The organism is Mycolicibacterium arcueilense (genome assembly GCF_058536225.1).
In genome coordinates, this window is the sequence record NZ_JBZTYL010000035.1 from 127,604 (window position 1) to 152,514 (window position 24,911).

Below are 24,911 nucleotides of genomic sequence, written 5' to 3' on the forward strand. Positions count from 1 at the left end.
TTGCGCGGGGCCGGACACGACTTTGGCGGTGCGAGCGGTCCCGGTGCTTCTGCAGTCAAACACCTGCTCACGGCCAGCCCGGCGGGTGTAACCCCGACCTAATTGACACCTGTCAAGTGGCGCCGGTTACAGTGCCATCATGCAGATCCGCGAGCATGCCGAGGCCAACCCCGAAAAGCCGGCGATCATCCTCCACCCGACGGGAACCGTCGTCACCTTCGGTGAGCTCGAAGCCCGCGCGAATCGGCTGGCCCACTACTTCCGGCAGCAGGGTCTGCAGGAGGGCGATGTGGTCGCGATCCTCATGGAGAACAACGAGCACATTCATGCGGTGATGTGGGCGGCCCGCCGCAGTGGGCTCTACTACGTGCCGATCAACACGCACCTGACCGCCGCCGAGGCGGCCTACATCATCGACAACAGCGGAGCCAAGGCCATCGTCGGCTCCGCCGTCCTCAAGGACGTCCTGGGCGGCCTGGAGAAGGAGCTGCCCAACGGCTTGCCGGGCACTCTGCTGATTGCCGACGGAGCCGAACCGTCGGCGACAAGCGCCTCCAGCGAACTCGACGGCTGGAAGCGCTACCCGGAGGCCGTCTCGGACCTGCCGAGCACCCCGATCGCCGACGAGATGGACGGCGATCTGCTGCAGTACTCGTCGGGGACGACGGGCCGGCCCAAGGGCATCAAACGTGAACTGCCGCATGTGCCGCCGTCGGAAACCCCCGGCATGATGTCGGCCCTGGTCGGATTCTGGATGCAGCCCGATTCGGTGTACCTCAGCCCGGCGCCGCTCTATCACACCGCACCCTCGGTGTGGTCGATGCAGACCCACGCCGCCGGCATCACCACCGTGGTGCTCGAGAAGTTCGACGCCGAAGGTTGCCTGGACGCCATCCAGAAACACAAGGTCACCCAGGGCCAGTTCGTCCCGGTGATGTTCACCCGGATGCTGAAACTCCCTGAAAGCGTGCGTAATTCGTACGACGTGTCGAGCCTGCGGCGCGTGATGCACGCGGCCGCACCGTGTCCGGTGGAAATCAAGCAGCAGATGATCGACTGGTGGGGGCCCATCGTCGACGAGTACTACGCCTCTTCGGAGGCCATCGGCGCGACGGTGATCTTCGCCGAGGACTGGCTGACGCACCCTGGTTCGGTCGGCAAGCCGATGAACGGCCTGGTGCACATCCTCGACGAGGACGGCAACGAACTGCCCGCCGGTCAGGCCGGCGAGATCTACTTCGAGGGCGGTGCCGATTTCGAATACCTCAACGACGCCGAGAAAACCGCCTCCTCGCGTGAGTCGCACGGTTGGAAGACCGTGGGGGACATCGGCTATGTCGATGAGGACGGCTACCTGTACCTGACGGACCGCCGCCACCACATGATCATCTCGGGTGGGGTCAACATCTACCCGCAGGAAGCCGAGAACATGCTCGTCGTGCACCCGAAGGTGATGGACGCCGCGGTATTCGGCATCCCGGACGACGAGATGGGGCAGAGCGTCAAGGGCGTGGTGCAGACCGTCGACCCGGCCGATGCGACCCCGGAATTCGCCGAGGAACTGCTGGCCTGGCTACGTGACAAGCTGACGCATTACAAGTGCCCGCGGACCATCTCGTTCGAGATCGAACTGCCCCGCACCGATACCGGCAAGCTGTACAAGCAGGAGCTGATAAACAAGTACTCGTGACCGTCCTGGAACTGCCCGCGGGGATCCACGTCGGGGTCGACGCCCCGACCGATGCCGTGACGTTCACGTTGACCGAGCGCCCCAGCACCGACCGGCGAGCGGTCACCGTGGACTCGGTCGAGCAGGCCCTGGCCGAACTCACCGAGCGCTGCCAGGCGTGGCCGCAGGCCGCCGCGGTGTGTGATGACGTGCTGCGTTCGCTCGATCCGGACGGGCCGACCCGCGCCGGGGTGATCACGGAATCGCTGGCCTACTCGACGCTGCAGTCGGGTTCGGAGTTCGCCCGGTGGCTGGCCGAGCGCGGGCCCGCCAACGCGCCGCTGCTGCCGGACCCGGTGCAGGCCCACCGTGACGGGAACACGCTGCACGTCCGCTTCAACCGGCCGCAGCGGCACAACGCGTTCTCCACCGACGCCCGGGGCGCCCTGCTGGAGGCCCTCGAGGTGGCCCGACTGGATCCGTCGGTCGACGAGGTGGTGCTGGCTGGAAACGGCCGATCCTTCTGCAGCGGCGGCGATCTGGCCGAGTTCGGCACATTCACCGACCCGGCCAGCGCCCATCTGGCCCGGACCCGGCACAGCCCGGCCCTGGTCCTCGCTGAACTCACCGAAAGGCTGGGACGGCGCTGCCGCGCCGAGGTGCACGGTCAGGTGCTGGGCAGCGGTCTGGAGATGGCCTCGTTCTGCGGATGGGTACGGTGCCACCCGGACGCCGTCGTCGGCCTGCCGGAACTGGCCCTGGGACTGATTCCCGGCGCGGGCGGCACGGTGAGCATCACGCGACGCATCGGCCGGTGGCGCACCGCGTATCTGGTGCTCTCCGGGCGCACCATCGACGCCGCGACGGCGCAGACGTGGGGCCTCGTAGACGAGGTGGCATAGTGCCAGATGTGAAACAGGGTGGCCCGTACTTCGATGACCTGGTGGTTGGCCAGGTATTCGACACCGCACCGTCTATGACGCTGACCGCCGGTGCGGCCGCGACGCATCAGGCGATCCTCGGCGACCGGTTGCGGCTGGCGCTCGACGCCGACCTCGCCACCGCAGTGACGGGAGAGCCGGGGCCGCTGGCACACCCGGGGTTGGTCTGCGATGTGGCGATCGGTCAGAGCACGCTGGTGACGCAGCGGGTCAAGGCCAACCTGTTCTACCGCGGCCTGGCGTTCCACCGCTGCCCGGTGATCGGGGACACCCTGTATACCCGCACCGAAGTGGTTGGTCTCAAACAGAATTCGACGAAGCCGGGCCGCGCGGCCACCGGTCTGGCCGCCCTGCGGATGACGACCGTCGACCAGCAGGACCGCAAGGTCCTCGACTTCTACCGCTGTGCGATGTTGCCGCTGTCCGGAGATGACGTCGACACCGGACACGCCGACGACCTATCGGCGATCGGGGCCGATACCACCGCGCCGAACCCGACCGCCGGATGGGATGCCGAGGCATTCCGCGCCCGGGTGCCCGGACCGCATTTCGATCCGGGCCTGTCCGGCGCAGTGCTGCACAGCACCGCCGATGTGGTCAGTAGTGCCCCGGAACTGGCCCGGCTGACCTTGAACATTGCTGCCACCCATCATGATTGGCGGGCCGGTGGCCAGCGCCTGGTGTACGGCGGACACACCATCGGGCTCGCGCTGGCCCAGGCCAACCGGTTGTTGCCCAACCTGGTGACCGTGCTGGGCTGGGAGTCCTGCGACCACACCGGTCCGGTGCACGAGGGCGACACCCTGTTCAGTGAGCTGCACGTGGAATCGGCCGATGCCGGGGTGCTGCGGTTGCGCTCGCTGGTGTACGCGGCCGGCGGACCCGACGACCCCGACCGCCAGGTGCTGGACTGGCGGTTCAGCGCGTTGCAGTTCTGATGGCGGAGTTGGCGATTCCGAGGGCCCTGCTGAGGCAGGCCCAGGAGGTCGCCGACGGCTTCACCGCACACACCGGTGTGCCGCTCGATGCCGTCGAACTGCTGACCGGACGCGCCGCGCTGTTGGACATCGCGCCCCGGGGGCAGATCTCGGCGGGTGGGGCGACGCACCTGTTGGCTGCTCGCGACGGATGGTGTGCCCTGACCCTCTCGCGCCCCGACGACATCGCCATGATCCCCGCACTGCTGCAGGATGATTCGGTAGCCGCCGATGCCTGGCCGGCGATCCGGAGGTGGGTGGCGGAAACCAGCGCCGCGACGGTCGCCGAACGCGCTCGCCTGCTCGGGTTGCCGGTCGGCGTGCTGGGCGAAACGCGGCCGGCGCCCCCCTTGGTGCGCTCGCTCGGCCCGGCAGGGCCGGCATCGCTGGCCGGGGTGCTGGTGGCCGATCTGTCGTCGATGTGGGCCGGGCCGCTGTGCGGTCAGCTGCTCGCCCGGGCCGGGGCCACCGTGGTCAAGGTCGAGAGCTGGAGCCGGCCGGACGGCACTCGCGCCGGGGAGCCGGAGTTCTTCGACTGGATGAACGGTGGAAAGCTTTCATACGCCACTGATTTCGACGATCCCAATGGGCTGGGCGCACTGATCGACGCGGCCGATGTGGTGATCGAGGCCTCGCGGCCGGCCGCGCTGGCCCGTCGCGGCCTGGGGCCGGACAGAGTCTCGGACCGGCCAGGGCGGATCTGGCTGCGCATCACCGGTCACGGTACCGGTGGGGACAGGGCCGACTGGGTGGCGTTCGGGGATGATGCCGCGGTATCCGGTGGCCTGGTCGAATACGAAGACGGTGCACCGATGTTCAGCGGCGACGCCATCGCCGACCCTCTCACCGGACTGCACGCCGCCGCTGCGGTGGCGCAATCGCGCGCACGCGGTGGCGGTGAGCTGATCGAGTTCTCGATGGCGGCGGTGGCTGCCGGGTACCGCTCATCGGACGGTGACGGCACCCGGGTGCAGGCGGTCCGGCCCACTCCAGGTGCGGCCGGCCCCGAACTCGGAGCCGACAACGAGGCGGTGCGCCGGTTGGTGGCGGAACGGACCGTGGCCCCATGCTGATTCGTCACGCGACGCTGCTGGACGGAGCGGTGGTCGACATCCGGGTCGGCGAGACCATCGAGCAGGTCGCGGAGTCGCTGTCGCCCGAGCCCGGTGAAGAGGTGCTCGACGCCGCATCGGGTGCCGTGATCCCAGGGCTGCACGATCACCATCTACACGTGCATTCGGCTGCAGCCGAGCAGGATTCGATCCGGGTCGGCCCAGCCGAGGTGGCCGATGAGGCGGCACTGGCGCAGGCGCTGACGGCCGCGGTCGTGGGCAGCGACGGCTGGATCCGGGCCGTCGGCTATCACGAGGCGGTGGCCGGCCCGTTGGACCGGCACCTGCTGGACCGGTTGCTGCCGGGCACCCCGGTGCGGGTGCAGCATCGCAGCGGGGTGATGTGGATGGTGAATTCGCCCGGTCTCGCGGCCCTGGGATTGGGCGATCATCCCGATGGGCGGCTGCGCAGCGCGGACCCGACCTGGTCGGATGCATTGCAGCGGCGTCCCACTCAGATCGCGGAGTTCAGCGCTCGCCTCGCCGGCTATGGCGTCACCGGCGTCACCGATGCGACCCCGGACCTGCAGCCCGCGGACCGCCCCACCGGGATGCGGCAACGCGTGCACTACCTGGCGCCGGGCAAGCGAATCCTGCACGATGACGCACTCGACCTGGACGAGCTGACGGCGTGGATCTCCGAGCGGCACCGTGGCGGTCAACCCGTGGCCGTGCATTGCGTGACGGCTGCCCAACTCGTCGTCACCATCGCCGCGCTACGCGCCGCAGGCAGTCACCCGGCCGACCGGATCGAGCATGCCGCGATGGTGCCCGAGGACTGTATCGACGACCTCGTCTCCCTCGGGATCACGGTGGTGACCCAACCCAATTTCGTCGCGGAGCGCGGCGACCAGTACCACGCGGATGTGCCTGGCGCCGAACACGATCAACTGTGGCGGCTGGCGACTCTGCTGGCCGCCGGGGTGTCGGTGGCGCTGGCCACGGACGCGCCGTTCGGCGCCCCCGACCCATGGGCGGCCATGCGCGCCGCGATGGATCGGCGTACCCCGCACGGTGTGGTGCTGAACCCGGTCGAACGGATCTCGGGGCGTCGCGCGCTGACGCTGTTCCTGGGCAGCGCCACCCAGCCGGCCCGGCCGCGCCGCATCGCCCCCGGCGAGCCTGGCGACCTGTGCCTGCTGGCGGCCTCCCCGCAGAGGGTGGTGGACACGCTCGACGCCGATCTGGTGGCCGCTACCATCATCGCCGGTGCGGTGGTGTTCCGGCGGTGACCCGCGACAGCGTGTGGCGGGTACCCGGCATGCCCGCATTGTTGGCCTGTGCCGCACTGGGATTCGCCGGCTTCTCCCTGCTGCTACCGGTGGCCCCCATGTGGGCCGTGCGGATCGGCGCGGACAACCTCGGGGCCGGAGTGGTCAATGGCCTGCTCATGCTGTGCACCGTCATCGCGCAGTTGTTGGTCGGGCGGTTGTTGCGGCGCGCCGGATGGGCGCTCACGCTGTCGCTCGGGCTGGTACTGCTGGGAGCTCCGGCACTGCTGCACCCGCTGGCCACTTCCCTGTGGCAGGTGTTGGTGCTGGCGGCGTTGCGTGGACTGGGTTTCGGCGTCCTGACGGTCTGCGGTGTCAGCGGTATCGCGGCGCTGATCCCGCAGGAGCGCCGCGGCCGGGCGATCGGAGCGTACGGGTTGGCCATCGCGGCACCGCAGTTCGTGCTCATTCCGCTGGCGCCGTGGCTGGCCGAGCATGTCGGCTATCAGTTGGTGTTCGCGCTGGCCGCCGCCCCGCTACTGGGGCTGCCGCTGGCTTTCGCCCGCCCCGCCCCGATCCTGGCCCACGAGGTGCACTCCGATCGGCTGCACGGTGTCGGCGGGCTGGTCGGGCCGATCGCCGCACTTGTGGTGATCACCGCGGCCGGCGGCGGAATCCTGACCTTCGCCCCGCAACTGGGTGGCGCCACCACCGCATTCGCGGCACTGCTCGGAATGACCGGAACGGCCGCGCTGGCCCGGTGGTGGATCGGGGGCGTCGCCGATCGTCATGGCCCGGCAAGATTCATCGCCCCGATGCTGGGAATCGGTGCGGTCGGCCTTGCGGTGATCGCGATCGGCATCGGAGTCGGCTCGACCCGCGGCGCGGCCGGGGTGATCCTCGGCTGTGTCCTGCTCGGGATCGCCTACGGGGCCCTGCAGAACCTCACCCTGGTGCAGGCGTTCGCCGCGACCGGTGAGCACGCGCGCGGTGCGGTCAGCGTGGCCTGGAACGTCGGATTCGACACCGGTACCGGTCTCGGCTCTCTGGCTGTCGGTGCGCTGGCCACCTCGTTCTCGTTCCCGACAGCATTCGCGGTGATGACGGCCGCGTGTGTGGCGGTTGGGCTGATGTGGGTACTCACCCGCCATGACGGGCAATCAGGCCGCGGCGCCGCTGCTTGACGCGCTGCACGAGTACCACACTTCCAACCGGTACGGGTTCTCGCCGCCAGGGCATCGCCAGGGCCGCGGTGTCGATCGGCGGGTGCTGCAGGTACTGGGTCGAGAGCCGTTCTTCAGCGATGTTCTGGCCAGCGGCGGCCTCGATGACCGACGGATGAGCAATGGCTATCTGAAGCAGGCGGAGGACCTGATGGCCGAGGCCGTGGGAGCGCAGGCGGCCTGGTTTTCGACGTGCGGCAGTTCGCTGTCGGTCAAGGCCGCCATGATGGCGGTGGCCGGGTGCGATGGCAGTCTCCTGCTCAGCCGGGACAGCCACAAGTCTGTGGTGGCCGGCCTGATCTTCTCGGGTCTGGTGCCCCGCTGGATCACCCCGCAATGGGACGCCGAACGCCACCTCTCCCACCCGCCGTCACCGCAACAGGTCGAGGAGGCCTGGCAGCGGCACCCGGATGCCGCCGCCGCGCTGATCGTCAGCCCCAGTCCGTACGGCACCTGCGCCGATATCGAGGGCATCGCCCAGGTCTGCCACCGCCGGGGCAAGCCGCTGATCGTCGATGAGGCTTGGGGCGCGCATCTGCCCTTCCACGAGGATCTGCCGACGTGGGCGATGAACGCGGGCGCCGACGTGTGCGTGGTCAGCGTGCACAAGATGGGAGCCGGTTTCGAGCAGGGCTCGGTGTTTCATCTGCAGGGCGATCTCGTGGACGAGGACCGCCTATCGGCATGTGCGGATCTCCTCATGACGACGAGCCCGAATGTACTGGTGTACAGCGCGATTGACGGCTGGCGTCGGCAGATGGTCGAGCACGGTCACGAGTTGATGGGCGCCGCACTGGATCTGGCTGGGCAGACCCGGCGCGAGATCGAGGAGATCGACGATGTCGAGGTGCTCGACAAGGAGCTACTGGGCAAGCAGGCCTCACACGATCTGGATCGGTTGCAGGTGCTGATCGATGTGGCCGGGACCGGTACGTCGGGCTACCAGGCGGCAGACTGGTTGCGGAAGCGCTGTGAACTCGACCTGGGGATGACCGACCATCGCCGGGTCCTGGCCACCATGTCGTTGGCCGACGGCCCGGATACCGCGGGCCGGCTGGTCGAGGCGCTGAAGCTGTGGCGCAAGGCCGCCTACGATTTCGACCCGCCGCCGCGCGTCGACCTGCCTTCGCCGACGGAGTTGGAGCTGGAGACCGTGGCGTCGCCCCGCGATGCGTTTTTCGGCCGGGTCGAGGATGTTCCGGTGGAGCAGGCGGCCGGCCGGATCTCCGCCGAGCAGATCACCCCGTACCCGCCGGGCATCCCGGCAGTGGTTCCCGGTGAACGGATCAACGAGGCGGTCCTGGATTACCTGCGTACCGGTTTGGCGGCAGGGATGAACGTGCCGGACCCCGCCGATCCTTCGCTGCGCACGGTTCGCGTCGTTGCGTAGGCGGTGCGAAGGTCGGCGACCAGTCCGTCGAAGGCTTCGTCCCGCGTCTGCGACGGCCCGCGCAGCACGGCCGACGGGTGAATCGTCGCCACCAGTGCCGGGTCCCCGTCGGACATCAGGCCGTCGGCACGGAGGATCTCCCCGCGGTGGCGCGAGACCCGAAAGTCGTTTCCCAGCAGGGATTTCGCCGCCGTCGCCCCGAGAAGAAGGACGACCTCCGGGGAGACCGTGTCCAATTCAGCGACGATCCATGGCCGGCATGCCTCCACCTCGGTTCGGCTGGGGGTCTTGTGGATACGGCGTTTACCGCGCTCGTTGGTGGTGAACTTGAAGTGCTTCACGGCGTTGGTGAGATAGAGCTCGTCTCGGTCGATCTCGGCAGCGGTCAGGGCCTTGTCCAGGAGACGGCCGGCCGGACCGACGAAGGGTTCTCCCGCCCGGTCCTCTTGATCGCCCGGCTGCTCGCCGATCAGCATCACCCGTGCAGACGGTCGTCCGGACCCGAAGACAGTCTGGGTGGCGTCGCGATACAGCGGACATCCTTCACAGTGCCGCGCCGCGCTGGCCAGTTCGGACAACTCATGTGTCTCAGGGACGAACGGCGCTGCGCTGTGCATTGCCGTGGAATACCCGATCGACCGTTTGCCACGCGCAAGTGCGGGTATTCGTTGTGATGACAACAGGAGATGATCGACATGACCGGGGCATACGCGGCGAAACGGGTATTGCATCGCAGAAGCAGCCTTGAAGCCGCGGTCCTGGGAATCGGCTGTCGGTTGGCCGTGAAGAACGCGATCCGTGCCTGGGCGTTGCAGCCTGATCTGGCGTGGCCGCTGAGCTCCATCGATCATCTTGTCGGATTGGTCCCGCGGCGCTCGCCGGTGTCGGTGCAGCCCGTGGCACTGCCGAATTGCCCGGCGGAACTGGTGCGCGCACCGGGGACATCGGGGCGTAACGCGATTCTGTACTTGCACGGTGGGGCGTTTCTTACCTGTGGGCTCAACACCCACCGTGCTCTGGCTTCTCGATTGTCGGCTGCGGCAGACGCGCTGGTGCTCAACGTCGGCTACCGGATGTTGCCCGTGTGCGGCCTTGCCGACGCCGTCGAGGATGCCCTGGCCGGGTTGTCCTGGCTTCGGCGGCGAGGCTACGACGCCGAGCGGACAGTGATCGCCGGTGACTCGGCCGGCGGATACCTGGCCTTCGGGACGGCACTCAGGTCGTTGGCCCGCGGTGTGGTGCCGGCGGCTGGTCTGGCCGCGATCTCGCCGTTGATCGATCTCAACCCGGCGCAAAAACTGGCTCACCGCAATGTCTCTCGATGCTCGATGTTCACCGGTGCGGCGTTGTCGGCATTCGCTCACTGTGTGCGGCGCAGCCAATGTGAGCCCGGCCGGTGTGACGCCGAGCCGTTGATCGACCCGGCCACCGCGGAGCTGGCGGGCATGCCACCGGTCATGATCCATGTGGGCGCGGACGAATTACTCTTGGCGGACTCGGAATTGGTGGCCGACCGGCTGGCCGCTGCGCATGTACCCTGCGAGCTTCACGTCTGGAGCGGCCAGATCCACGACTTCCCGCTCGCCGCCGAGGTCCTGCCGGAAGGCAGGCGGGCCATCGGTTATATCGGCGACTTCGTCAAAGGTGTGACCGCCGCGCCTGCTCAGAGTGCGGCCTGATCGATCTGCCGGAGTTTCCCGCGGCGGTGCCGTGGGCATTCCACCACCATGAGCGATATCGAAAATGGCCCGGACGACACTCTGTCGCCGAGTGAGTCGACCGATTCCGACGAAGTCGCCAATGCCGACGGCGACGATGTGGTCGATCCGCCGGAGCAGTGGCACGGTGCTGACCGTGCGGGCGAGCCGGAATCGCTCGAGCGCAAGCTGGAGGCGGAGCGGCCCGACAAGCCGGCCGGGCCGGGGCCTGCGCGCGACGTCGACGAGGCGATCGTCGAGCCTGACGGCTTCCGGATCGTGAGCCCCGACGACGAGCCTCAGGACGAGTGACGAAATCGACCCGGGCGGTGGAGTATTCCGTCAGCCGGCCTGGCGCTGCAGGGTGACAGAGGCGGTGTTGGCATCGGCGTGGGTGGCGATGCCGCTGCCCTTCGCCGTGACGGCCAGCGCCGTGCGGTCCCCGCGGAACAGGTCGCGGGAGAACTCGCACGGGGAACCGTTCTGGTCGTAGGTGACCCGCGTGATCAACAGCAGTGCCGCCTTGGGCTTGATGCCGAGCAGGGTGGCTTCATTGCTGGTGGCGTTGACTGCCTCGATCCGCTCATCGGCCCGGCCGGTGACCAAACCGTATCGGGATTGCAGGATTTCGTAGAGTGACCCACCCAACTGCTGGTCGAGCAGGCCGGGGAACGCGTCCGCAGGGAACTGGGCGTGTTCGAGCGAGATGGGCGAGCCGTCGGCCAGGCGGACGCGCTGGATCTCGATGACGTAATCGCCTGCACCCAGCCGCAGCGCGCTCCGGGTGGCGTCGTCGGGGGTGGTGATGCGCGTCGAGAGCACCCGGGTACCGGCGACGTACCCCTGGTTGGCCAGGAACGCGGGCACACCCACCACATCGGAGAGATGCCGCTCCACCTGGCCGTGGCTGATGAAGATGCCGCCGGCCCGGCCGATCACCCGGTGCACCATCCCGGCTTCTTCCAGCGCGGCCAGCACCTGGCGCAGGCTGGAGCGACTGGTGCCGTAGCGTTCGGCCAGGTCACGCTCGCTGCCGAGTTTGGCGCCGGGGGTGCCCGCGTTGATGTCGGCGACGATGTGCCTGCGCAACTCTTCGCTGTGAACTGCCACCCCGGCCCCCTGCCCGTGTATTGGTCCAGCCAATTCTATCCAGGTTGAACTAGAGTTCAGCGATCGCCATGTGCGATTCGGGCAGAATCTGTCCGCCGTCCACGACCAGCGACTGTCCGGTGATGTAGGCGGCCTCGTCGGTGGCGAAGAACAACGCCGCGTTACCGATGTCGGCGACCGAACCGAGGCGACCGGCAGGCACTGCCGAGGCCATTTGGTTGAGGTAATCGGGGCCCATTTCATCGAGGCCCTCGGTGACGATGTTGCCGGGCAGGACGGCGTTGACGGTGATTTTCTTCGGTGCCAGTTCCATCGCCGCGGTGCGCAGGAAGCCCAGCTGGGCAGCCTTGGATGCACCGTAGTGCGACCAACCGGGGTATCCGGTGATCGGGCCGGTGATGGACGAAGTGATGACGACGCGTCCATGGCCGCTGGCGGTCAGTGCCGTGAGGGCGGCTTGCACGATATAGACGGTGCCCTTGAAGTTCACCGCGAGGACCTGGTCGATGTCGTCGGGGGTCAGGTCTTCCAGGCGTCCGGACGGGAAGATGCCGGCGTTGGCGCAGACGATGTCCAGGCCGCCGTGCCGTTCGACGGCGGCGTCGACCACCTGCCGGGCGTCTTCGGGGCTGGTCACGTCGGCGCGTAGGGCGCTGACCCGGCCCGGGGTGTCGGCGAGCGCCGAGACCGTCTCATCGAGGTCGGTCTGGTTGCGACCGGTGATCAAGACGTCCACGCCGGCATTTGCGAAAGTCTGGGCGATGCCGCGGCCGATGCCCTTGCTGCCGCCGGTGACGATGGCCGAGCGGCCCTGAAGCGATGCGAACATGGTTGGGATCCTTTGAGAGTCAGGTCAAGGTGAGGCCGTTGGAGCGCAGATAGCGCTCGGCGAGTTCACAGCTACCCGCGGCATAGCTTATGGCCTTGGTGGCCGATTCCCTGGAGTGGCTGTGGCTGCCCATCCAGGCCAGCAGCAACAGCCTGCGCAGCAGCACGAACGAGGCCAGCATGTCCTCGTCGGAGGCCGGCAGGTCGCGTCGCGTGCGGTAGCCGCTCACCCAGGCGTCCTGCCATTCCGGCAGGGCTGGGTCGTGTTCGATGAACGATACGGCGGTGCCGAAATCATAGAAATGCCAACCGAATCCACAGTCATCGAAGTCGATGACGGTGATGTTGGGAGTTCCTGCGGGGTCAGGGTCCACCAACAGGTTGGCCAGCCGCAGATCGGCGTGGATGAGCCCGTAGACGTCGGAGCCGGTGCCGTACGCCTGCAGCCGGTCGTGCAGCAGCGCCTGGGCGCGTTCGAGCACCTGTTGCTCGGCCGGGCCGACGCCTTCGGCATCGTGCCAGCGGCCCCAGCGCGGTTTCGCGCCGAGGCTGTGCTCCCAGTCCCACGAGAACCGGCCGAACCCGGCCGGGCGTTCCCACCGCTGCGAATGGTCGTGCAGCGCAGCGGTGATCCGGCCCAGCGTGTGGAAATCGTCGAGGGTCAACGACCCTTCGTCGGGTTCGGCCCCGGCGACCATGCCGAAATGTACGACATGCCGGGCGATTCCGCCGGTCTCCTCGCCCTGGACAGTGACCAGCCGCCGACCGTCAGTGGCCGGCAGCACCGAGGGCACCGTGACGTCACTGTCGGTCTGAAGCGCCTGCAGCCAGTCCAGTTCGGACTCGATCTCGTGGGGGCGGTGGTAGTCCTGCCGGTGCACTCGAAGGATGGACCGGGTGCTGCCGTCCTCGACGAGATACGTGGCATTCTCGGACAGGTTCAGCAACCGCAGGGTCGCGTCCGTCCCGATGTCGTACTGGCGTAACGCCAGTTGTGCGACATCGATCTCGTCGGTGATGACCATTAGTGATCCCGTCCTTCGATACTGTCGAGCACTGCAGTGATCCGGTCCCGTGCCACCGTGACATCCGCGGTGCTGCCACCGATGTAGAGCCTTCCAGCAGCGCCGATCATCTGCACGTCGACCACAGTAAGCCCGGGTGCGGCGCGCTCCGCCTCATTGGCCGCGACCGCCGCGAACAGCGCCGGGGTCATCTCGTACACCAGCAGTGACTGCCCGGGCAGGATCATCGATGCCTGCCGGTTGCGGTTGAGGATCACCGCGTGCTGATCGGTGATGTTCTCGATGATGTCGTGGTAGAGGACCCGCGGCCGCAACTGGTCAGATGCCTTGTTGCCGGTGCCGGCCAGGATCGCCTCGCCGGCCCGCCGGACATCGTCCAGATTGGCCGAGTGGATCTCCAGGACGCCGAACTGGCGCTCCACGTACAGGATTCCGGGCTGTATGCCGGGGACTTCACGCAGGGCCAGATCGATCACCCGCTCGATGGCCAGGGCGGGGGATACCTCGACGATGAGCGCATGCTCACCCTCGTACGGCGGGTATCCCCGCGCCCGGGTCGGCGTTCCGAGGTACGCAGCGAACTGGCGCTGCAGATCCTCCACCAACAGGTAGACGCGGATCTGGGTGCGAATCCGCGTGCTCTCCTCCGCTTTGGTAGGCATGGCTACTTGCTGGCGACCGAGAAGTGCGCGCCGAGCTCGTTGTGCGGACGCGGGATGACGTGCACGCTGACCAGTTCGCCCACCTGCGAGGCAGTCTCGGCGCCGGCCTCGGTGGCGGCCTTGACCGCACCCACCTCACCGGTGACGATCACGGCGACCAGGCCGTCGCCGACCTGCTGCCGATCGGTGATGGTGACGTTGGCGGCCTTCACCATGGCATCGGCGGCGGCCAGCGCAGCCACGAAGCCCTTGGTTTCGATCAATCCGATTGCGTTGCTGGACATAGTTGTTTCTCCTTGTTTGTTGGGTTCGGTATCAGGGTTGGGTGTCTGAATTGATATCGATGGATCCGATGATGAGGGCGTCGACGGGCGGCGGGGTTCCGGTGAACCAACCCGAAGCCACCGAGCCCTGGGACACGAGGACGTGCTCGCCCACGCCGGTGCCCAGGACATCGAAGGCGATCAGCTTCGATCCGGTGCCGTCGACCTCGACCTCGAGGAAGGCGCCCGCGGGGATACCGTCGATGCGTCGGGTCGACCACACGTTGCCGGTGACAGTCGCTGCTAGCACTTTGGCTCCTTTTCAATCTTGATTCCCAAGGTGCGGGCCTTCTCCCGGGCCAGCGGGGTGAGCACCGCCTTGCGACCGAGCACGAGCGTGCCGCCGGCCATGTCGGCGATCTGACGTTCGGTGACCGCGCCGCTGTCGATGCGCCTGCTGGCCCCGCCACCCGACGTGCGGGATGCTCCGGCCAACCGGAAGCTGAGCCGGCCGGCCTTCAGGTCAGCGCGTGTCTTGGGGCTTTCGAAGAGACGCAACAACTTCCGGACGAAGGTGTCGAGGTCCCTGTCGTTGGCCAGCTGCACGGTCTCGGTGCGGTTCTTGCCGTCGACGGCGCGGGGCCCGGTGGGCTCCACACCGAACTGGGCCGCGACTGTAGGTGGCACTTTTGGAGCCGGAGCCGGTGGTGGGGGGACAGCCACCGGCCCCGGAGTCTTGGCGGCGGCGCCGGCATCCCGGACGGCCTCCCGCACCACCTCGCGTACCAGGGCGCGCAGCTCGTCACGGTTCATGCCGTGGCCCTGGCGAGTGCGTCCTGGGCGGCCTGGGCCGCGGTGCGGATGTCGGCTTCGGTACCGGACAGGTAGACGCGGCCGGTGGCGCCGATCATCCGGAAGTCGACCACCTTGATGTCGGCGGCCTTCTCGGCCTCGTTGGTGGCCAGGATGGCGTACGACGCGGGCTGAACCTCCAGCACGAACAACGACTCACCCGGCAGCACCATCGACCCGATCTTGTTGCGGTTGATCAGGAATGCATGCTGATGGTCGACGCTGGAGATGATCCGCGAGGCCAGCACATTCGGTGCCACAGCGCTTCCGGTGTCGCCGCCCAGCTCATCGAGCGCGGCGTCGGCAGCGGCCTTGACGGCCCCAGTCTCGCCGTGGAACTCCAGGTAGCCGAATTGCCTTTCGACGACCAGGATTCCAGCCTTGACCTCGGCGTGTTTGAGGGCGACGTCGGTGACGCCCTCGATGTCCAGACCGGGAGCCACCTCGATGATCTGGGCGGCCTGATTGGCCCTGGGCAGGGCACCTTTGATCCAGGTACCCAGATATGACATGGTCTGCGGTTGCAGCCGGTCGATGAAAATGAAGGAACGAAGTTCAGCCACAGCCCTACCTCTTGATCAGTTGTGCGAGTTCTTCGACGACCAGTGCGCGCAGTTCGGCGCGCAGCGTGTCCAGCCCGGGATCCGACGACCGGTTGGCTGTCGGGTACGAACGGCGCGGCGTGACGGGCACGCCGTCGCGGTCGTTGGAGGCGCGGGGATATTCGGGCACCGGACCGGCCGGGGAGTGCCACGGGTTGATGCCCGCGAAATTGCCCATCGGTACCCCGGCGTCGCTGTTGTAGGCGACACGGGCCCAGTTGATCAGGTTCTGCGGCTGCAGGTTCTCCCCGATCGAACTGCGGCCGACGAACCCGGTGCCGATGGTCATCGACGGTGCCAGGTTGGTGTCCAGCCCCGAGCTGCCGGTGGAGTTGCCGACGTTGACCGATACCCGCAGTACGGGGACCTGCGCGGCGAATTCGGTGATGACCGAGGGGTTCTCGCTGTGGATGGCGGCGGAATGCCCGGCCCCGCCGATCCGTACCACGGCCCGGGCCGCCCGGATGCCCCGTGCCGCGTCTGCAGCGGTGGTCATGCCGAGCACCGGGGACAGCTTCTCGTGGGCGAGCATCTCCTCGGTGATCACGTCGTCGAACGGCGCGATCAGCACGCGGGTCTTGGGGGTCACCCGTAGACCGGCCTGCCCCGCGATCCACGCGGCGTCCCGTCCGACCACATCGGTATTGAGGTGGCCGTCGGCGAACATGTAGGCCCGCAGCCGCTTGGCGCCGTCCTCGTCGAGGATGTGCGCCCCGGCCCGGGTCAGCGCCGAGCGCAGCTTGTCTGCGATGGCCTCTTCGACGATCAGCACCGACTCGTTGGTGCACAGCACCGAGTTGTCGAATGCCTTGCTGTCCACGATCCGCTTGGCGGCGGCGTTGATGTCCGCACTGGCGTCGACGAACACGGGGACGTTGCCCGGGCCGACCCCGAGCGCGGGGTTGCCCGACGAGTATGCGGCACGGACCACGCCGGTGCCGCCCGTGGCGACGATGACGTCGGTGCGTTCGTCGGCCATGAGCGCCTGGACCAGCGGAATCGACGGCTCGTCGACGACCTGCACGATGCCGTCGGGTGCGCCGGCCGCGACGGCGGCCTCGGCGAGCACACGGGCGGCGTCGGCCGAGCACTGCTTGGCCCGCGGATGTGGCGCGACGACGACGGCGTTGCGCGTCATCAGCGCCAGGATCACCTTGAAATACACCGTGGCAACGGGATTGGTGGTCGGCGTCAGTGCCAGCACCACACCCGCGGGCCGGGGCAGTTCGACGATCTTGCGGGCATCGTCTATCCGGGGAGACACATAATCTTCTCCCCGGTAGTAGTCGACAATGCCCCGGGAGCAGGCCCGGTTCTTGGTGACCTTGTCGGCCACCACACCCATGCCGGTCTCGGCGACCGCCTCGGCGGCAAAGCGTTCGGCCTCGGCGTAGCCGGCCTCGGCCACCGCGTTGACGATGTTGCTCACCGCGGCTGCGTCGTAGTCGGCGTAGGCCGCGGCGGCCCACCGGGCCCGTTCGAGCATGTGGCCGGCCTGTGCAGTACTGGTCATACCGTGTTGGTTTTCCATCGCTTCGCTCACCCGTTCTTCCGTCCGATGGCGGCGGTCTTGGCCCGGCTCACCGCTACTTCGAGGCGGTCCAGGACGTCTTCGCACAGCTCGCGCGAGAGCAGGAGACCCGGTTTGAACTGCAGCACACGGGGATCCAGTGTCGAGAAGATCGCCCAGACCCCGTTCTGGTAGAGCTCGCGCATCACGAACTTGGCGCCCTCGGGATGGTCGAACTCCAGGCCGATCACCACACCGTTCTGCCGGATTCCGACGAACCAGTCCGGGTGGTCGGCCTGGATGCGGCGCAGGCCCTGGTCGAAGATGTCGGAGATGTAGTGGACCATCGAGCGCACCTCGGGTCGGGTACAGATCTCCAGGGTCTTGATCGCCGCGACACAACCGAGTTCGGCGCCACCGAAGGTGGAGATGTGGCCGAAGCCGTCCTCATCGAGCCACTGCGCTGCGCGATCGCCGAGGAGGGCCGCGGTGATCGGGTACATGCCGCCGGACAGGCCCTTGCCGGTGACCAGGATGTCGGGTTCGATGCCGTGTTTGGTGATGGCCCACAGTTCACCGGTGCGCATCAGACCGGTCTGCACCTCGTCGGCGATGTAGAGCGTGCCGTGCTTCTCGGTGGCGGCCTTGACCGCCTCCAGGTATCCCGGTGCGGGAAGAGGGAATCCGTAGGTGGCCGGGATGGTCTCCATGATCACCGCGGCGACATCGCCGGGAGCCAGCACCTTCTCCATCGCGGCGATGTCGTTGAACGGCACCTGGAGGAACTCATCGGGCTGGTCGGCCAGGAAGAACTTGGCGAACCTGTCGTCGCCGGTGGCCACCGCCAGACCGGTGTGGCCGTGATAGGCCTTGACGATCGAGACGATCTTGCGGCGCTTGGTCGCGTGCCGGGCGCTCTTGAGCGCGATGTCGATGGCCTCGCCGCCACCTGACCCGAACGCGACCTTCTTGATCGACGCCGGGGCCGTCTCGACCAGGCGCTGTGCCAGGGCGGTACGGGCCACCGAGGGGAAGTGGTGGTTACCGACGTCGAAGTGCTGCATGCCTTCGGTAATCGCCTGCATCACTTCGGGATTGCGGTGACCGAGGTTGTAGGTGCCGCCGTTGAGGTGCATGTCGATGAGACGACGCTGCTCCATGTCCCAAAGGAAGTAGCCTTCCCTGCGGTCGATCACCAGATCGACACCCGTATCGGTCCAGAACTGCGTCTTGTCTGGATTCCAGAACGTCTTCGCCCTATCCAGCACTTCGGCTTTGGATTCGAACGTGAACGTGCCGTAGTCGTACATGCGGCTCCCTTGAGTAGCTACCCGGTAGCTGTGATGGCCCTCACCGTAAACGGTCGCAACCATTTATGTCAATGGTTGCGAGTAGTGCTTGCGAACCGCTTTTGGTCGTGCCAATATGCCTTAGGTTCGCACTGTGGCCCACGCCACATCGAGCATCCACTGTTACCTGGAAGGTATTCCGCTAGATGACCGAACAAGTTGTCGCAAAGAGTGAATCTGCAGCTCACGATGTACAGCGACTAAAGCGCAACGCCGTCGGGACGGTCGGCGTCATCTTCATGGCGGTGGCGACGGCAGCACCGATCACCGCAATGGTCGGCAATGTCCCGATCGCAGTTGGCTTCGGAAATGGTTCACACGCCCCGGCCGGCTACATCGTGGCGACGGTCGTCCTCGGCCTCTTCGCCGTCGGCTACGCGACCATGGCCAAGCACATCACCACCACCGGCGCGTTCTACGGCTACATCTCCCACGGCCTCGGCCGCATCGTGGGGATGGCCAGCGGCGGGCTGATCACCATGGCCTACGTGGTGTTCGAGGCCTCGCTCATCGGGATCTTCTCGTTCTTCTTCCAGAACTTCATGCAATCCCAGCTCGGTGTCCATATCCACTGGATCATCCCGGCGCTGCTGATGCTGGTGATCAACGCGGCCCTGACCTACTTCGACGTCAACCTGACCGCCAAGGTACTCGGCGTGTTCCTGGTGACCGAGATCGTGATGTTGGCGCTCGGCGCGGTGGCGGTGCTGTTCAAGGGCGGCGGCCCGCAGGGATTCGCGATCGCCGAGACCATCAACCCGATCGGCGCCTTCTCTCCGGCAGCTGGAATCGCCGGTGCCAGTGCCGGATTGGGCCTGTTCTTCGCATTCTGGTCATGGGTCGGGTTCGAGTCGACCGCGATGTACGGCGAGGAGTCGCGTAACCCCAAGAAGATCATTCCCCGCGCCACGATGCTGAGCGTCGTCGGTGTCGGCGTGTTCTACGTGTTCGTGTCCTGGATGGCGATCGCCGGCACCGGACCGCAGCACGCGGTGGAACTCGCACAGGATTCGGCCACGTCCTCGGAGATCTTCTTCGCCCCGGTGCGGGATGCCTACGGCGAATGGGCCATCACGGTGTTCAACGTCCTGCTGGTCACCGGATCGTTCGCCTGCGGGATGGCATTCCACAACTGCGCCTCGCGCTATCTGTACGCGCTCGGCCGTGAGGGTCTGTCCAAGGGACTGCAGAAGACCATCGGCTCAACACATCCCACGCACGGTTCGCCCTACATCGCCTCGTTCGTACAGAGTGGCATCGCGCTGGTGATCATCCTGGCCTTCCTGTTCGCCGGAATGGACCCCTACGTGCACATGTACACGCTGCTGGCGATCCTCGGGACGATGGCGATCCTGATCGTGCAGTCGCTGTGTGCGTTCTCGGTGATCAGTTACTTCCACATCCGCAAGAACCACCCGGTGTCCAAGCACTGGTTCAAGACGCTCATCGCCCCCGGCCTCGGCGGGATCGGCATGCTCTATGTCGTGTACCTGCTGTGGGAACACAAGGACGCCGCCGCGGGTACCGCATCCGGCACCCTGCTGTTCAAGTTGACGCCGTGGATCGTGGTGGGGATCTTCGTCCTGGGCGCGGGAATGGCCACCTACTTCAAGCTGCGCGATCCACGCCGCTACGAGTTGATCGGCCGGATCGTGTTCGAGGACAACGTTGTTCGAGACTGACGCGTTCGACAGGTAGATGGACTCCTTCGAGCGTGTCCTGCTGAAGTTCGTCCTCGCGTGGGCTCCCTATGGGGGTCCGCGCGAGGACGACGTCTGGCTCGAGTTCGGGATGACCGCCGAGCAGTTGTGCGCCCGGTTCGCCGGCATCGTCTCCGGTCAGGTGCCCAGGGTCAGGGCGCTGTCGGCGGCGGACCGGTCACTGCTCGGACTGGCCTGCCGGCATCTGCGCGAGCAGCGTCTATCAGGCGAACGCCGCGCGTAGGCGCTCACACTGGCTGGCCATGAAGGCTTGGGCCACCGGTGTTTTCGCGGCAATCTGGTCGAATCCGTGGAACGCCCCGTACACCTGTTCCACCTGGCAGTCGACCCCGGCGGCCCGAAGGCGCTCGGCATAGGCCATGTCCTCGTCGTGGAACAGGTCCAGTGTTCCCACCCCGATCCAGGCCGGCGGCAGGCCGGCCAGATCGTCACGACGTCCCGGCACCGCGGTGGCCGGGTCGGCATCGCCGAGGTAGGCCGACCAGCCGAACTTGTTGCTTCCCTGCGTCCACAGTCGGTGGCCGGGATTCTCCAGTTCCGGTCCCACCGAGCGGTCGTCGAGCATCGGGTACACGAGTATCTGTGCGGCAAGGGACACCTCGCCGCGGTCACGAGCCAGGAGCGCGAGGGCGGCAGCCAATCCGCCGCCCGCACTGGCACCGGCTATCGCCACCTTCGAGGCGTCGACCGCGGGCAGCGCGGCGAGCCATTTCAGTGCCTCGTAGCAGTCCTCCAACCCGGCCGGGTAGGGGTTCTGCGGCGCCAGTCGGTATTTGACCGCCGCCACTGTGATGCCGAGTTCCCTGGCGAAGCGTCGGCACAGGGCGTCGTCCTGCGCCGGGCTCCCCAGCACGTAGCCGCCGCCGTGGATCCACAACAGCGCCGGCGCCGGTGCGGTGACCCCGGTAGGCCGGAACAGCCGCACCCCGACGCCGGAGCTCAAGGTGAGCACCTCGACGTCCTTGGGTGTCTGCCGGTTCTGCAGCACCGTGAGACGCTGCAGTACCGGCAGCGTGCGCCTGGACACCAGCTTGCGGGGGATGAAACGGGCGATCCGCTCGAGGTCCGGGTGGAACGCGGGCCGGGCGCCTGTGCTTGAGGTCACAAATACCGTTCTACCCGGTGATCTCGAGGCCATGTCAAGCAGGCCCTCCGTCCGTCCATTCGTGCCGTTTCCACACCCGGGTTGTGCGTCGCGTCGCACCGCGACCCGCAGGTAGAAATCGGTGCGCCAGCGCCAAGCGGGCACTACTTCAGCAGCGGGTCGCGGGGGAGACCGAGGATGCGCTCGGCGATGGTGTTCCGCGTGATCTCGGAGGTCCCGCCCGCGATGGTCATGGCCCGGTTGCCCAGATAGGCGCGGGTCAGCTTCGGCGTCTGCCCGGTCACGCCGGCCGAACCGACCAGATCCATGCCCAGCTCGGTCAGGTGCTGAGAATGCTCGGCGACCAACAGCTTGGTGACGTTGCCCTCGGGTCCGGGCTCGGTGCCGGCGATGGCCCGGCTCACCCGGCGCAGGTTCAGTAGACGCAGCGTGTGGCCCACGGCGATCACCTCGCCGGCGCGCCGCACATAGCGGGCGCCATCCGGATCCGCGTCGATCAGCGCCACCAGCTCGTCGGCGTCGAATCCGGTGGGCGCCGCCGAACCGCCGCCGATGGAGATGCGCTCGTTACCCAGCGTGGCCCGGGCGACCAGCCAGCCCTTGTTCACATCGCCGACGACATCGGCGTCGGGGACGAACACGTCGTCGAAGAACACCTCGTTGAAGTGTGCGTCACCGGTCAGCCCGCGCAACGGATTCACCGTCACCCCAGGGGCTTTCATGTCGATCGCCATCATGGTGACGCCGGCGTGCTTGGGTGCATCGGGGTCGGTGCGCACGGTGGCCAGGCCCCACTGACAGTGCTGGGCCAGGCTGGTCCACACCTTCTGACCAGTTACCCGCCAGCCGCCGTCGACCTTCTTCGCCGCGGTGCGCACGGCGGCGGCATCCGAACCCGCACCCGGCTCGGAGAACAGCTGGCACCACATCACCTGACCGCGCAGCACCGGCTCCACCCAGCGCTCGCGCTGATCGTCGGTACCGGCCTGGGCGATGGTCAGGGTCACCCAGCCGGTGATGCCCATGTCCGCGCGCTCGATGTCGGTGAATTCTTCCTCGATCACCAACTGTTCCAACACATCTGCGGCACGGCCATACGGCTTGGGCCAGTGCGGCACCAGGTAGCCGGAATCCACCAGGTAGTCGCGGCGCTTGTCCTCGGGCAGCGCCCGCACTGCCGATGCCGCGGCCTGCGCGTCCTGGCGATACTGCTCGGCGTCTTCGGGCAGTGTGAAGGACGCCCCGTGCGCCTGTCCGCTGCGCTGGCCGTCGACGACGTCGATCAGCGGATCGGCGCCGTCGCCGAGTACCGCGGCCAGGGTCCTGGCGCGTCGCAGGTACAGGTGCGCGTCATGCTCCCAGGTGAAGGCGATGCCGCCGTGCAGTTGAACGTTGGTCTCGGCGCAGAAGATCTGGGCCCGGATGGCGTGGGCGGCGGCCACCGCGGCGGCGAACGGGGCTCCGTCGAGGTTGTCGGCGCGGGCGGCGTCCCACACCGCTGCGGTGGTCTGTTCGGCGTCGACGAGCATGTTGGCCGCGTGGTGTTTGACGGCCTGGAAGGTACCGATGGTGCGACCGAACTGCTCGCGCACCTTCGCATACTCGACCGCCATGTCCAGCGCGGCCCAGGACACACCGACCGCCTCAGCCGAGCCGAGGATCCGGAACACCGTGCGGGCCCCGCGTGCGGCCCCACGCAGGATCCGGCTCTCGTCGACCGCCACCGCGCGCAGGTCCACCGCGCCGATGCTGCGGGTGGTGTCCAGGGAATCCTCTGCGGTGACGGTGATTCCGTCGGAAACGGCGTCGAGGACGACGATGTCGTCCCCGGCGGCCAGCACGAGTACCTGCGCATCGGGGGCGCCCAGTACCGCACGGGCCTGCCCGCCGAGGAGTCCGTCGGCGCCGATGCTCACCGAGCCGGCCAGTCCGAGTGCCGCCACCGTCGTTCCCTCGGCGAGGCCCGGAAGCAGTTCGGCGCGAACGGAATCCGGTGCATAGCGGTCGATGACCACCGAGGCGGACACGGTGGGCAGGAACGGACCCGGGCACAGTTCGCGTCCGGCGACCTCGGCCACCACCGCGAGTTCGGGCAGGCCGAAGCCCGAGCCCCCGTACTCCTCGGAGAGGGCGAGTCCGTTCCAGCCGAGCCCGGCGCCGGCCGCCCAGATCTCGTCGGGATAGCTGCCCGCCTTCTCCAAGGTGGCGCGGGCGGCTGCGCGGCTGTCGAGGCGGTTCAACTGCCCGAGTGCAGCATCGGCGAGGTCCAGGTGCTCTTCGGTGATGGCCAGCGCAGACTTAGTCATGGTTAGCGAAGCTAACGGGGGTTATGCGGCTAAGTCGACGTGATGCAGGTCACAATTCGACGCCGGGTGGACAAGTCGGCGAAGTTGTCGCCTGAGTCAATAGGCTGCGGGGTACGCTCGCGCAATGACGGCACGACCGGATAACCGGTACCCCGCACCGACGCTCGCTGATCGAGCAAAATGGTTGCTGCATGCCAAGCCTTCCGATCATATGCTGGCGCTTAGCGTGGCATCGGCTTCGCTGCCCGTCGTGGGCAAGCACCTGGAACCGCTCGGCGCCCTTACTGCCATGAGCGTGTGGGGATTCCGCCACCTGCCCGAGTTCGTCGCCTCCTCGGCGAAGTCCTGGTTCGCCCCGGACAACAGCGAGTTGCGGAAGTCGGAGCGGGAACAGACCAACGCCGTCGCCCAGGAGGCGCTGCGCGGCGTGGTCTCGCCGGCCGACCTGGCCATCGACTGGCCGGCTCCCGACAGCGTGGCGCCGTTGTGGCACACCTACGAGTACCGGCGCGACGTGTACCGGACCTCGGTGCGCTACGGCGACGACCCGACCCAGCTGCTCGATGTGTGGCGGTCCAAGGATCTGCCCAGCGCTGCCCCCGCTCCCGTCCTGTTGTTCGTACCGGGCGGTGCCTGGGTGCACGGCGGCCGGATCCTGCAGGGCTACGCGCTGTTGTCGCATCTGGCCCAGCAGGGCTGGGTGTGTCTGTCGATCGATTACCGGGTGGCCCCGCATCATCGCTGGCCGCGGCACATCACCGACGTCAAGGCCGCCATCGCCTGGGCGCGGGCCAATGTCGACAAGTTCGGCGGCGACCGCAACTTCGTCGCCGTCGCGGGTTGCTCGGCCGGCGGTCATCTGGCCGCGCTCGCCGGGCTCACCCCGAACGACCCCGAGCTCCAAGGAGACCTGCCGGAGGGCGCCGACACCTCGGTCGATGCCGTCGTGGGCATTTACGGGCGCTACGACTGGGAGGACCGCTCCACCGAGGAGCGGGTCCGCTTCGTCGACTTCCTGGAACGGATCGTGGTGGGCCGCAAGCTCGATCGATATCCGGAGATCTTCCGGAAGGCCTCACCGATCGCGCAGATCCATCCCGATGCGCCGCCGTTCCTGGTCATCCACGGCACCGGCGACAGTGTCATCCCGGTCGCGCAGGCACGCAGTTTCGTCGACAAGCTCAAAGCGGTGTCGCGGGCCGCGGTCAGCTACCTCGAGTTGCCCGGCGCCGGACATGCCTTCGACATGACGGACGGGGCCAGAACCGGGACGATGGCTACGGCAATCGGCTTGTTCCTCAACCAGATTCACCGAAACCGGGCGATGGACGAGGCTAAAGCGGTCATATAGACGTTTC

At 67.5% G+C, this 24,911-nt stretch carries 25 protein-coding genes; 12 read left to right on the plus strand and 13 right to left on the minus strand.

What is annotated here, in order from left to right; all coding sequences use genetic code 11:
• Positions 1-139 precede the first annotated feature (139 nt).
• The 7 genes from fadD4 to AC4LGL_RS30200 all read left to right on the plus strand — a co-directional run bounded on the left by fadD4 (position 140) and on the right by AC4LGL_RS30200 (position 8,523).
• Positions 140-1,690 (plus strand): fatty-acid--CoA ligase FadD4, encoded by a 1,551-nt coding sequence (gene fadD4 / locus AC4LGL_RS30170; protein WP_491841954.1) that lies wholly within the window; start codon positions 140-142, stop codon positions 1,688-1,690.
• Positions 1,687-2,571 (plus strand): enoyl-CoA hydratase/isomerase family protein, encoded by an 885-nt coding sequence (locus AC4LGL_RS30175; RefSeq protein ID WP_491841955.1) that lies wholly within the window; start codon positions 1,687-1,689, stop codon positions 2,569-2,571. The genes fadD4 and AC4LGL_RS30175 overlap by 4 nt, the downstream gene beginning before the upstream one ends.
• Positions 2,572-2,645: 74 nt before the next feature.
• Positions 2,646-3,548: a hotdog family protein gene (locus AC4LGL_RS30180; RefSeq protein ID WP_491842014.1), complete on the plus strand. Its 903-nt coding sequence runs from the start codon at positions 2,646-2,648 to the stop codon at positions 3,546-3,548.
• Complete coding sequence (locus AC4LGL_RS30185; RefSeq protein WP_491841956.1) at positions 3,548-4,660, plus strand: CoA transferase; 1,113 nt, start codon at positions 3,548-3,550, stop codon at positions 4,658-4,660. The genes AC4LGL_RS30180 and AC4LGL_RS30185 overlap by 1 nt, the downstream gene beginning before the upstream one ends.
• A complete protein-coding gene (locus AC4LGL_RS30190) occupies positions 4,654-5,931 on the plus strand; it encodes an amidohydrolase family protein (RefSeq protein ID WP_491841957.1) in 1,278 nt (425 codons plus the stop codon). Before AC4LGL_RS30185 ends, AC4LGL_RS30190 begins: the two co-directional genes overlap by 7 nt.
• Complete coding sequence (locus tag AC4LGL_RS30195; protein WP_491841958.1) at positions 5,928-7,094, plus strand: MFS transporter; 1,167 nt, start codon at positions 5,928-5,930, stop codon at positions 7,092-7,094. The genes AC4LGL_RS30190 and AC4LGL_RS30195 overlap by 4 nt, the downstream gene beginning before the upstream one ends.
• Positions 7,060-8,523, plus strand: coding sequence for an aminotransferase class I/II-fold pyridoxal phosphate-dependent enzyme (locus tag AC4LGL_RS30200; RefSeq protein ID WP_491841959.1), 1,464 nt, complete (start codon positions 7,060-7,062; stop codon positions 8,521-8,523). Before AC4LGL_RS30195 ends, AC4LGL_RS30200 begins: the two co-directional genes overlap by 35 nt.
• Here AC4LGL_RS30200 and AC4LGL_RS30205 read toward each other — a convergent pair.
• Complete coding sequence (locus AC4LGL_RS30205) at positions 8,439-9,140, minus strand: UdgX family uracil-DNA binding protein (RefSeq protein WP_491841960.1); 702 nt, start codon at positions 9,138-9,140, stop codon at positions 8,439-8,441. The two genes, AC4LGL_RS30200 and AC4LGL_RS30205, sit on opposite strands and share 85 nt — an antisense overlap.
• Positions 9,141-9,209: 69 nt before the next feature.
• Here AC4LGL_RS30205 and AC4LGL_RS30210 point away from each other — a divergent pair, with 69 nt between their 5' ends.
• Positions 9,210-10,202: an alpha/beta hydrolase gene (locus AC4LGL_RS30210; RefSeq protein ID WP_491841961.1), complete on the plus strand. Its 993-nt coding sequence runs from the start codon at positions 9,210-9,212 to the stop codon at positions 10,200-10,202.
• A gap of 48 nt (positions 10,203-10,250) precedes the next feature.
• The gene (locus AC4LGL_RS30215; protein WP_491841962.1) at positions 10,251-10,532 is read left to right on the plus strand and encodes a hypothetical protein; all 282 of its coding nucleotides are present in this window, start codon (positions 10,251-10,253) and stop codon (positions 10,530-10,532) included.
• A gap of 30 nt (positions 10,533-10,562) precedes the next feature.
• On the opposite strand, the gene AC4LGL_RS30220 is transcribed toward AC4LGL_RS30215, so the two are convergent.
• Genes AC4LGL_RS30220 through AC4LGL_RS30265 form a run of 10 tightly spaced genes read right to left on the minus strand, consistent with a single transcriptional unit; the run spans position 10,563 to position 18,382 of the window.
• Positions 10,563-11,330 carry a GntR family transcriptional regulator gene (locus AC4LGL_RS30220; protein WP_064913153.1) on the minus strand — a complete coding sequence of 256 codons (768 nt, stop codon included), beginning with the start codon at positions 11,328-11,330 and terminating at the stop codon, positions 10,563-10,565.
• 49 nt (positions 11,331-11,379) lie between these two features.
• Positions 11,380-12,159, minus strand: a complete 780-nt coding sequence (fabG, locus tag AC4LGL_RS30225) for a 3-oxoacyl-ACP reductase FabG (RefSeq protein ID WP_491841963.1) — start codon at positions 12,157-12,159, stop codon at positions 11,380-11,382.
• 19 nt (positions 12,160-12,178) lie between these two features.
• Positions 12,179-13,183: a phosphotransferase enzyme family protein gene (locus AC4LGL_RS30230; protein WP_491841964.1), complete on the minus strand. Its 1,005-nt coding sequence runs from the start codon at positions 13,181-13,183 to the stop codon at positions 12,179-12,181.
• Positions 13,183-13,845 (minus strand): hypothetical protein, encoded by a 663-nt coding sequence (locus tag AC4LGL_RS30235; protein WP_055119561.1) that lies wholly within the window; start codon positions 13,843-13,845, stop codon positions 13,183-13,185. The genes AC4LGL_RS30230 and AC4LGL_RS30235 overlap by 1 nt, the downstream gene beginning before the upstream one ends.
• A gap of 2 nt (positions 13,846-13,847) precedes the next feature.
• Positions 13,848-14,129 carry a BMC domain-containing protein gene (locus AC4LGL_RS30240; protein ID WP_019347921.1) on the minus strand — a complete coding sequence of 94 codons (282 nt, stop codon included), beginning with the start codon at positions 14,127-14,129 and terminating at the stop codon, positions 13,848-13,850.
• Positions 14,130-14,160: 31 nt separating this feature from the next.
• Positions 14,161-14,418, minus strand: a complete 258-nt coding sequence (locus tag AC4LGL_RS30245) for a EutN/CcmL family microcompartment protein (protein WP_491841965.1) — start codon at positions 14,416-14,418, stop codon at positions 14,161-14,163.
• Complete coding sequence (locus AC4LGL_RS30250; protein WP_491841966.1) at positions 14,412-14,921, minus strand: hypothetical protein; 510 nt, start codon at positions 14,919-14,921, stop codon at positions 14,412-14,414. The genes AC4LGL_RS30245 and AC4LGL_RS30250 overlap by 7 nt, the downstream gene beginning before the upstream one ends.
• A complete protein-coding gene (locus AC4LGL_RS30255) occupies positions 14,918-15,523 on the minus strand; it encodes a BMC domain-containing protein (protein WP_491841967.1) in 606 nt (201 codons plus the stop codon). Before AC4LGL_RS30255 ends, AC4LGL_RS30250 begins: the two co-directional genes overlap by 4 nt.
• A 4-nt stretch (positions 15,524-15,527) precedes the next feature.
• Positions 15,528-17,075, minus strand: coding sequence for an aldehyde dehydrogenase family protein (locus AC4LGL_RS30260; protein ID WP_491841968.1), 1,548 nt, complete (start codon positions 17,073-17,075; stop codon positions 15,528-15,530).
• A 26-nt stretch (positions 17,076-17,101) separates the two neighbouring features.
• Entirely contained in the window at positions 17,102-18,382 is a 1,281-nt protein-coding gene (locus tag AC4LGL_RS30265) for a class-III pyridoxal-phosphate-dependent aminotransferase (RefSeq protein ID WP_491842015.1), read from the minus strand.
• A gap of 185 nt (positions 18,383-18,567) precedes the next feature.
• Between AC4LGL_RS30265 and AC4LGL_RS30270 the strand changes: the two genes are divergently transcribed.
• Positions 18,568-20,103, plus strand: coding sequence for an APC family permease (locus AC4LGL_RS30270; protein WP_064882020.1), 1,536 nt, complete (start codon positions 18,568-18,570; stop codon positions 20,101-20,103).
• Positions 20,104-20,119: 16 nt separating this feature from the next.
• Positions 20,120-20,365, plus strand: coding sequence for a hypothetical protein (locus tag AC4LGL_RS30275; protein WP_491841969.1), 246 nt, complete (start codon positions 20,120-20,122; stop codon positions 20,363-20,365).
• On the opposite strand, the gene AC4LGL_RS30280 is transcribed toward AC4LGL_RS30275, so the two are convergent.
• Both AC4LGL_RS30280 and AC4LGL_RS30285 read right to left on the minus strand, forming a co-directional pair.
• The gene (locus tag AC4LGL_RS30280; protein WP_491841970.1) at positions 20,345-21,247 is read right to left on the minus strand and encodes an alpha/beta hydrolase; all 903 of its coding nucleotides are present in this window, start codon (positions 21,245-21,247) and stop codon (positions 20,345-20,347) included. The genes AC4LGL_RS30275 and AC4LGL_RS30280 overlap by 21 nt on opposite strands.
• A 143-nt stretch (positions 21,248-21,390) precedes the next feature.
• Positions 21,391-23,553 (minus strand): acyl-CoA dehydrogenase family protein, encoded by a 2,163-nt coding sequence (locus AC4LGL_RS30285; protein WP_491841971.1) that lies wholly within the window; start codon positions 23,551-23,553, stop codon positions 21,391-21,393.
• A 124-nt stretch (positions 23,554-23,677) separates the two neighbouring features.
• Between AC4LGL_RS30285 and AC4LGL_RS30290 the strand changes: the two genes are divergently transcribed.
• Positions 23,678-24,904 carry an alpha/beta hydrolase fold domain-containing protein gene (locus AC4LGL_RS30290; protein ID WP_491841972.1) on the plus strand — a complete coding sequence of 409 codons (1,227 nt, stop codon included), beginning with the start codon at positions 23,678-23,680 and terminating at the stop codon, positions 24,902-24,904.
• The last annotated feature ends 7 nt before the right edge of the window (positions 24,905-24,911 follow it).

Bases quoted from the DNA above. Each gene is read 5' to 3' on its own strand.
- fadD4 (WP_491841954.1), top strand. From the start codon at position 140: ATGCAGATCCGCGAGCATGCCGAGGCCAACCCCGAAAAGCCGGCGATC.
- AC4LGL_RS30180 (WP_491842014.1), top strand. From the start codon at position 2,646: ATGACGCTGACCGCCGGTGCGGCCGCGACGCATCAGGCGATCCTCGGC.
- AC4LGL_RS30185 (WP_491841956.1), top strand. From the start codon at position 3,548: ATGGCGGAGTTGGCGATTCCGAGGGCCCTGCTGAGGCAGGCCCAGGAG.
- AC4LGL_RS30190 (WP_491841957.1), top strand. From the start codon at position 4,654: ATGCTGATTCGTCACGCGACGCTGCTGGACGGAGCGGTGGTCGACATC.
- AC4LGL_RS30200 (WP_491841959.1), top strand. From the start codon at position 7,060: ATGACGGGCAATCAGGCCGCGGCGCCGCTGCTTGACGCGCTGCACGAG.
- AC4LGL_RS30205 (WP_491841960.1), bottom strand. From the start codon at position 9,140: ATGCACAGCGCAGCGCCGTTCGTCCCTGAGACACATGAGTTGTCCGAA.
- AC4LGL_RS30210 (WP_491841961.1), top strand. From the start codon at position 9,210: ATGATCGACATGACCGGGGCATACGCGGCGAAACGGGTATTGCATCGC.
- AC4LGL_RS30215 (WP_491841962.1), top strand. From the start codon at position 10,251: ATGAGCGATATCGAAAATGGCCCGGACGACACTCTGTCGCCGAGTGAG.
- fabG (WP_491841963.1), bottom strand. From the start codon at position 12,159: ATGTTCGCATCGCTTCAGGGCCGCTCGGCCATCGTCACCGGCGGCAGC.
- AC4LGL_RS30230 (WP_491841964.1), bottom strand. From the start codon at position 13,183: ATGGTCATCACCGACGAGATCGATGTCGCACAACTGGCGTTACGCCAG.
- AC4LGL_RS30235 (WP_055119561.1), bottom strand. From the start codon at position 13,845: ATGCCTACCAAAGCGGAGGAGAGCACGCGGATTCGCACCCAGATCCGC.
- AC4LGL_RS30240 (WP_019347921.1), bottom strand. From the start codon at position 14,129: ATGTCCAGCAACGCAATCGGATTGATCGAAACCAAGGGCTTCGTGGCT.
- AC4LGL_RS30250 (WP_491841966.1), bottom strand. From the start codon at position 14,921: ATGAACCGTGACGAGCTGCGCGCCCTGGTACGCGAGGTGGTGCGGGAG.
- AC4LGL_RS30260 (WP_491841968.1), bottom strand. From the start codon at position 17,075: ATGACCAGTACTGCACAGGCCGGCCACATGCTCGAACGGGCCCGGTGG.
- AC4LGL_RS30265 (WP_491842015.1), bottom strand. From the start codon at position 18,382: ATGTACGACTACGGCACGTTCACGTTCGAATCCAAAGCCGAAGTGCTG.
- AC4LGL_RS30270 (WP_064882020.1), top strand. From the start codon at position 18,568: ATGACCGAACAAGTTGTCGCAAAGAGTGAATCTGCAGCTCACGATGTA.
- AC4LGL_RS30275 (WP_491841969.1), top strand. From the start codon at position 20,120: ATGGACTCCTTCGAGCGTGTCCTGCTGAAGTTCGTCCTCGCGTGGGCT.
- AC4LGL_RS30285 (WP_491841971.1), bottom strand. From the start codon at position 23,553: ATGACTAAGTCTGCGCTGGCCATCACCGAAGAGCACCTGGACCTCGCC.
- AC4LGL_RS30290 (WP_491841972.1), top strand. From the start codon at position 23,678: ATGACGGCACGACCGGATAACCGGTACCCCGCACCGACGCTCGCTGAT.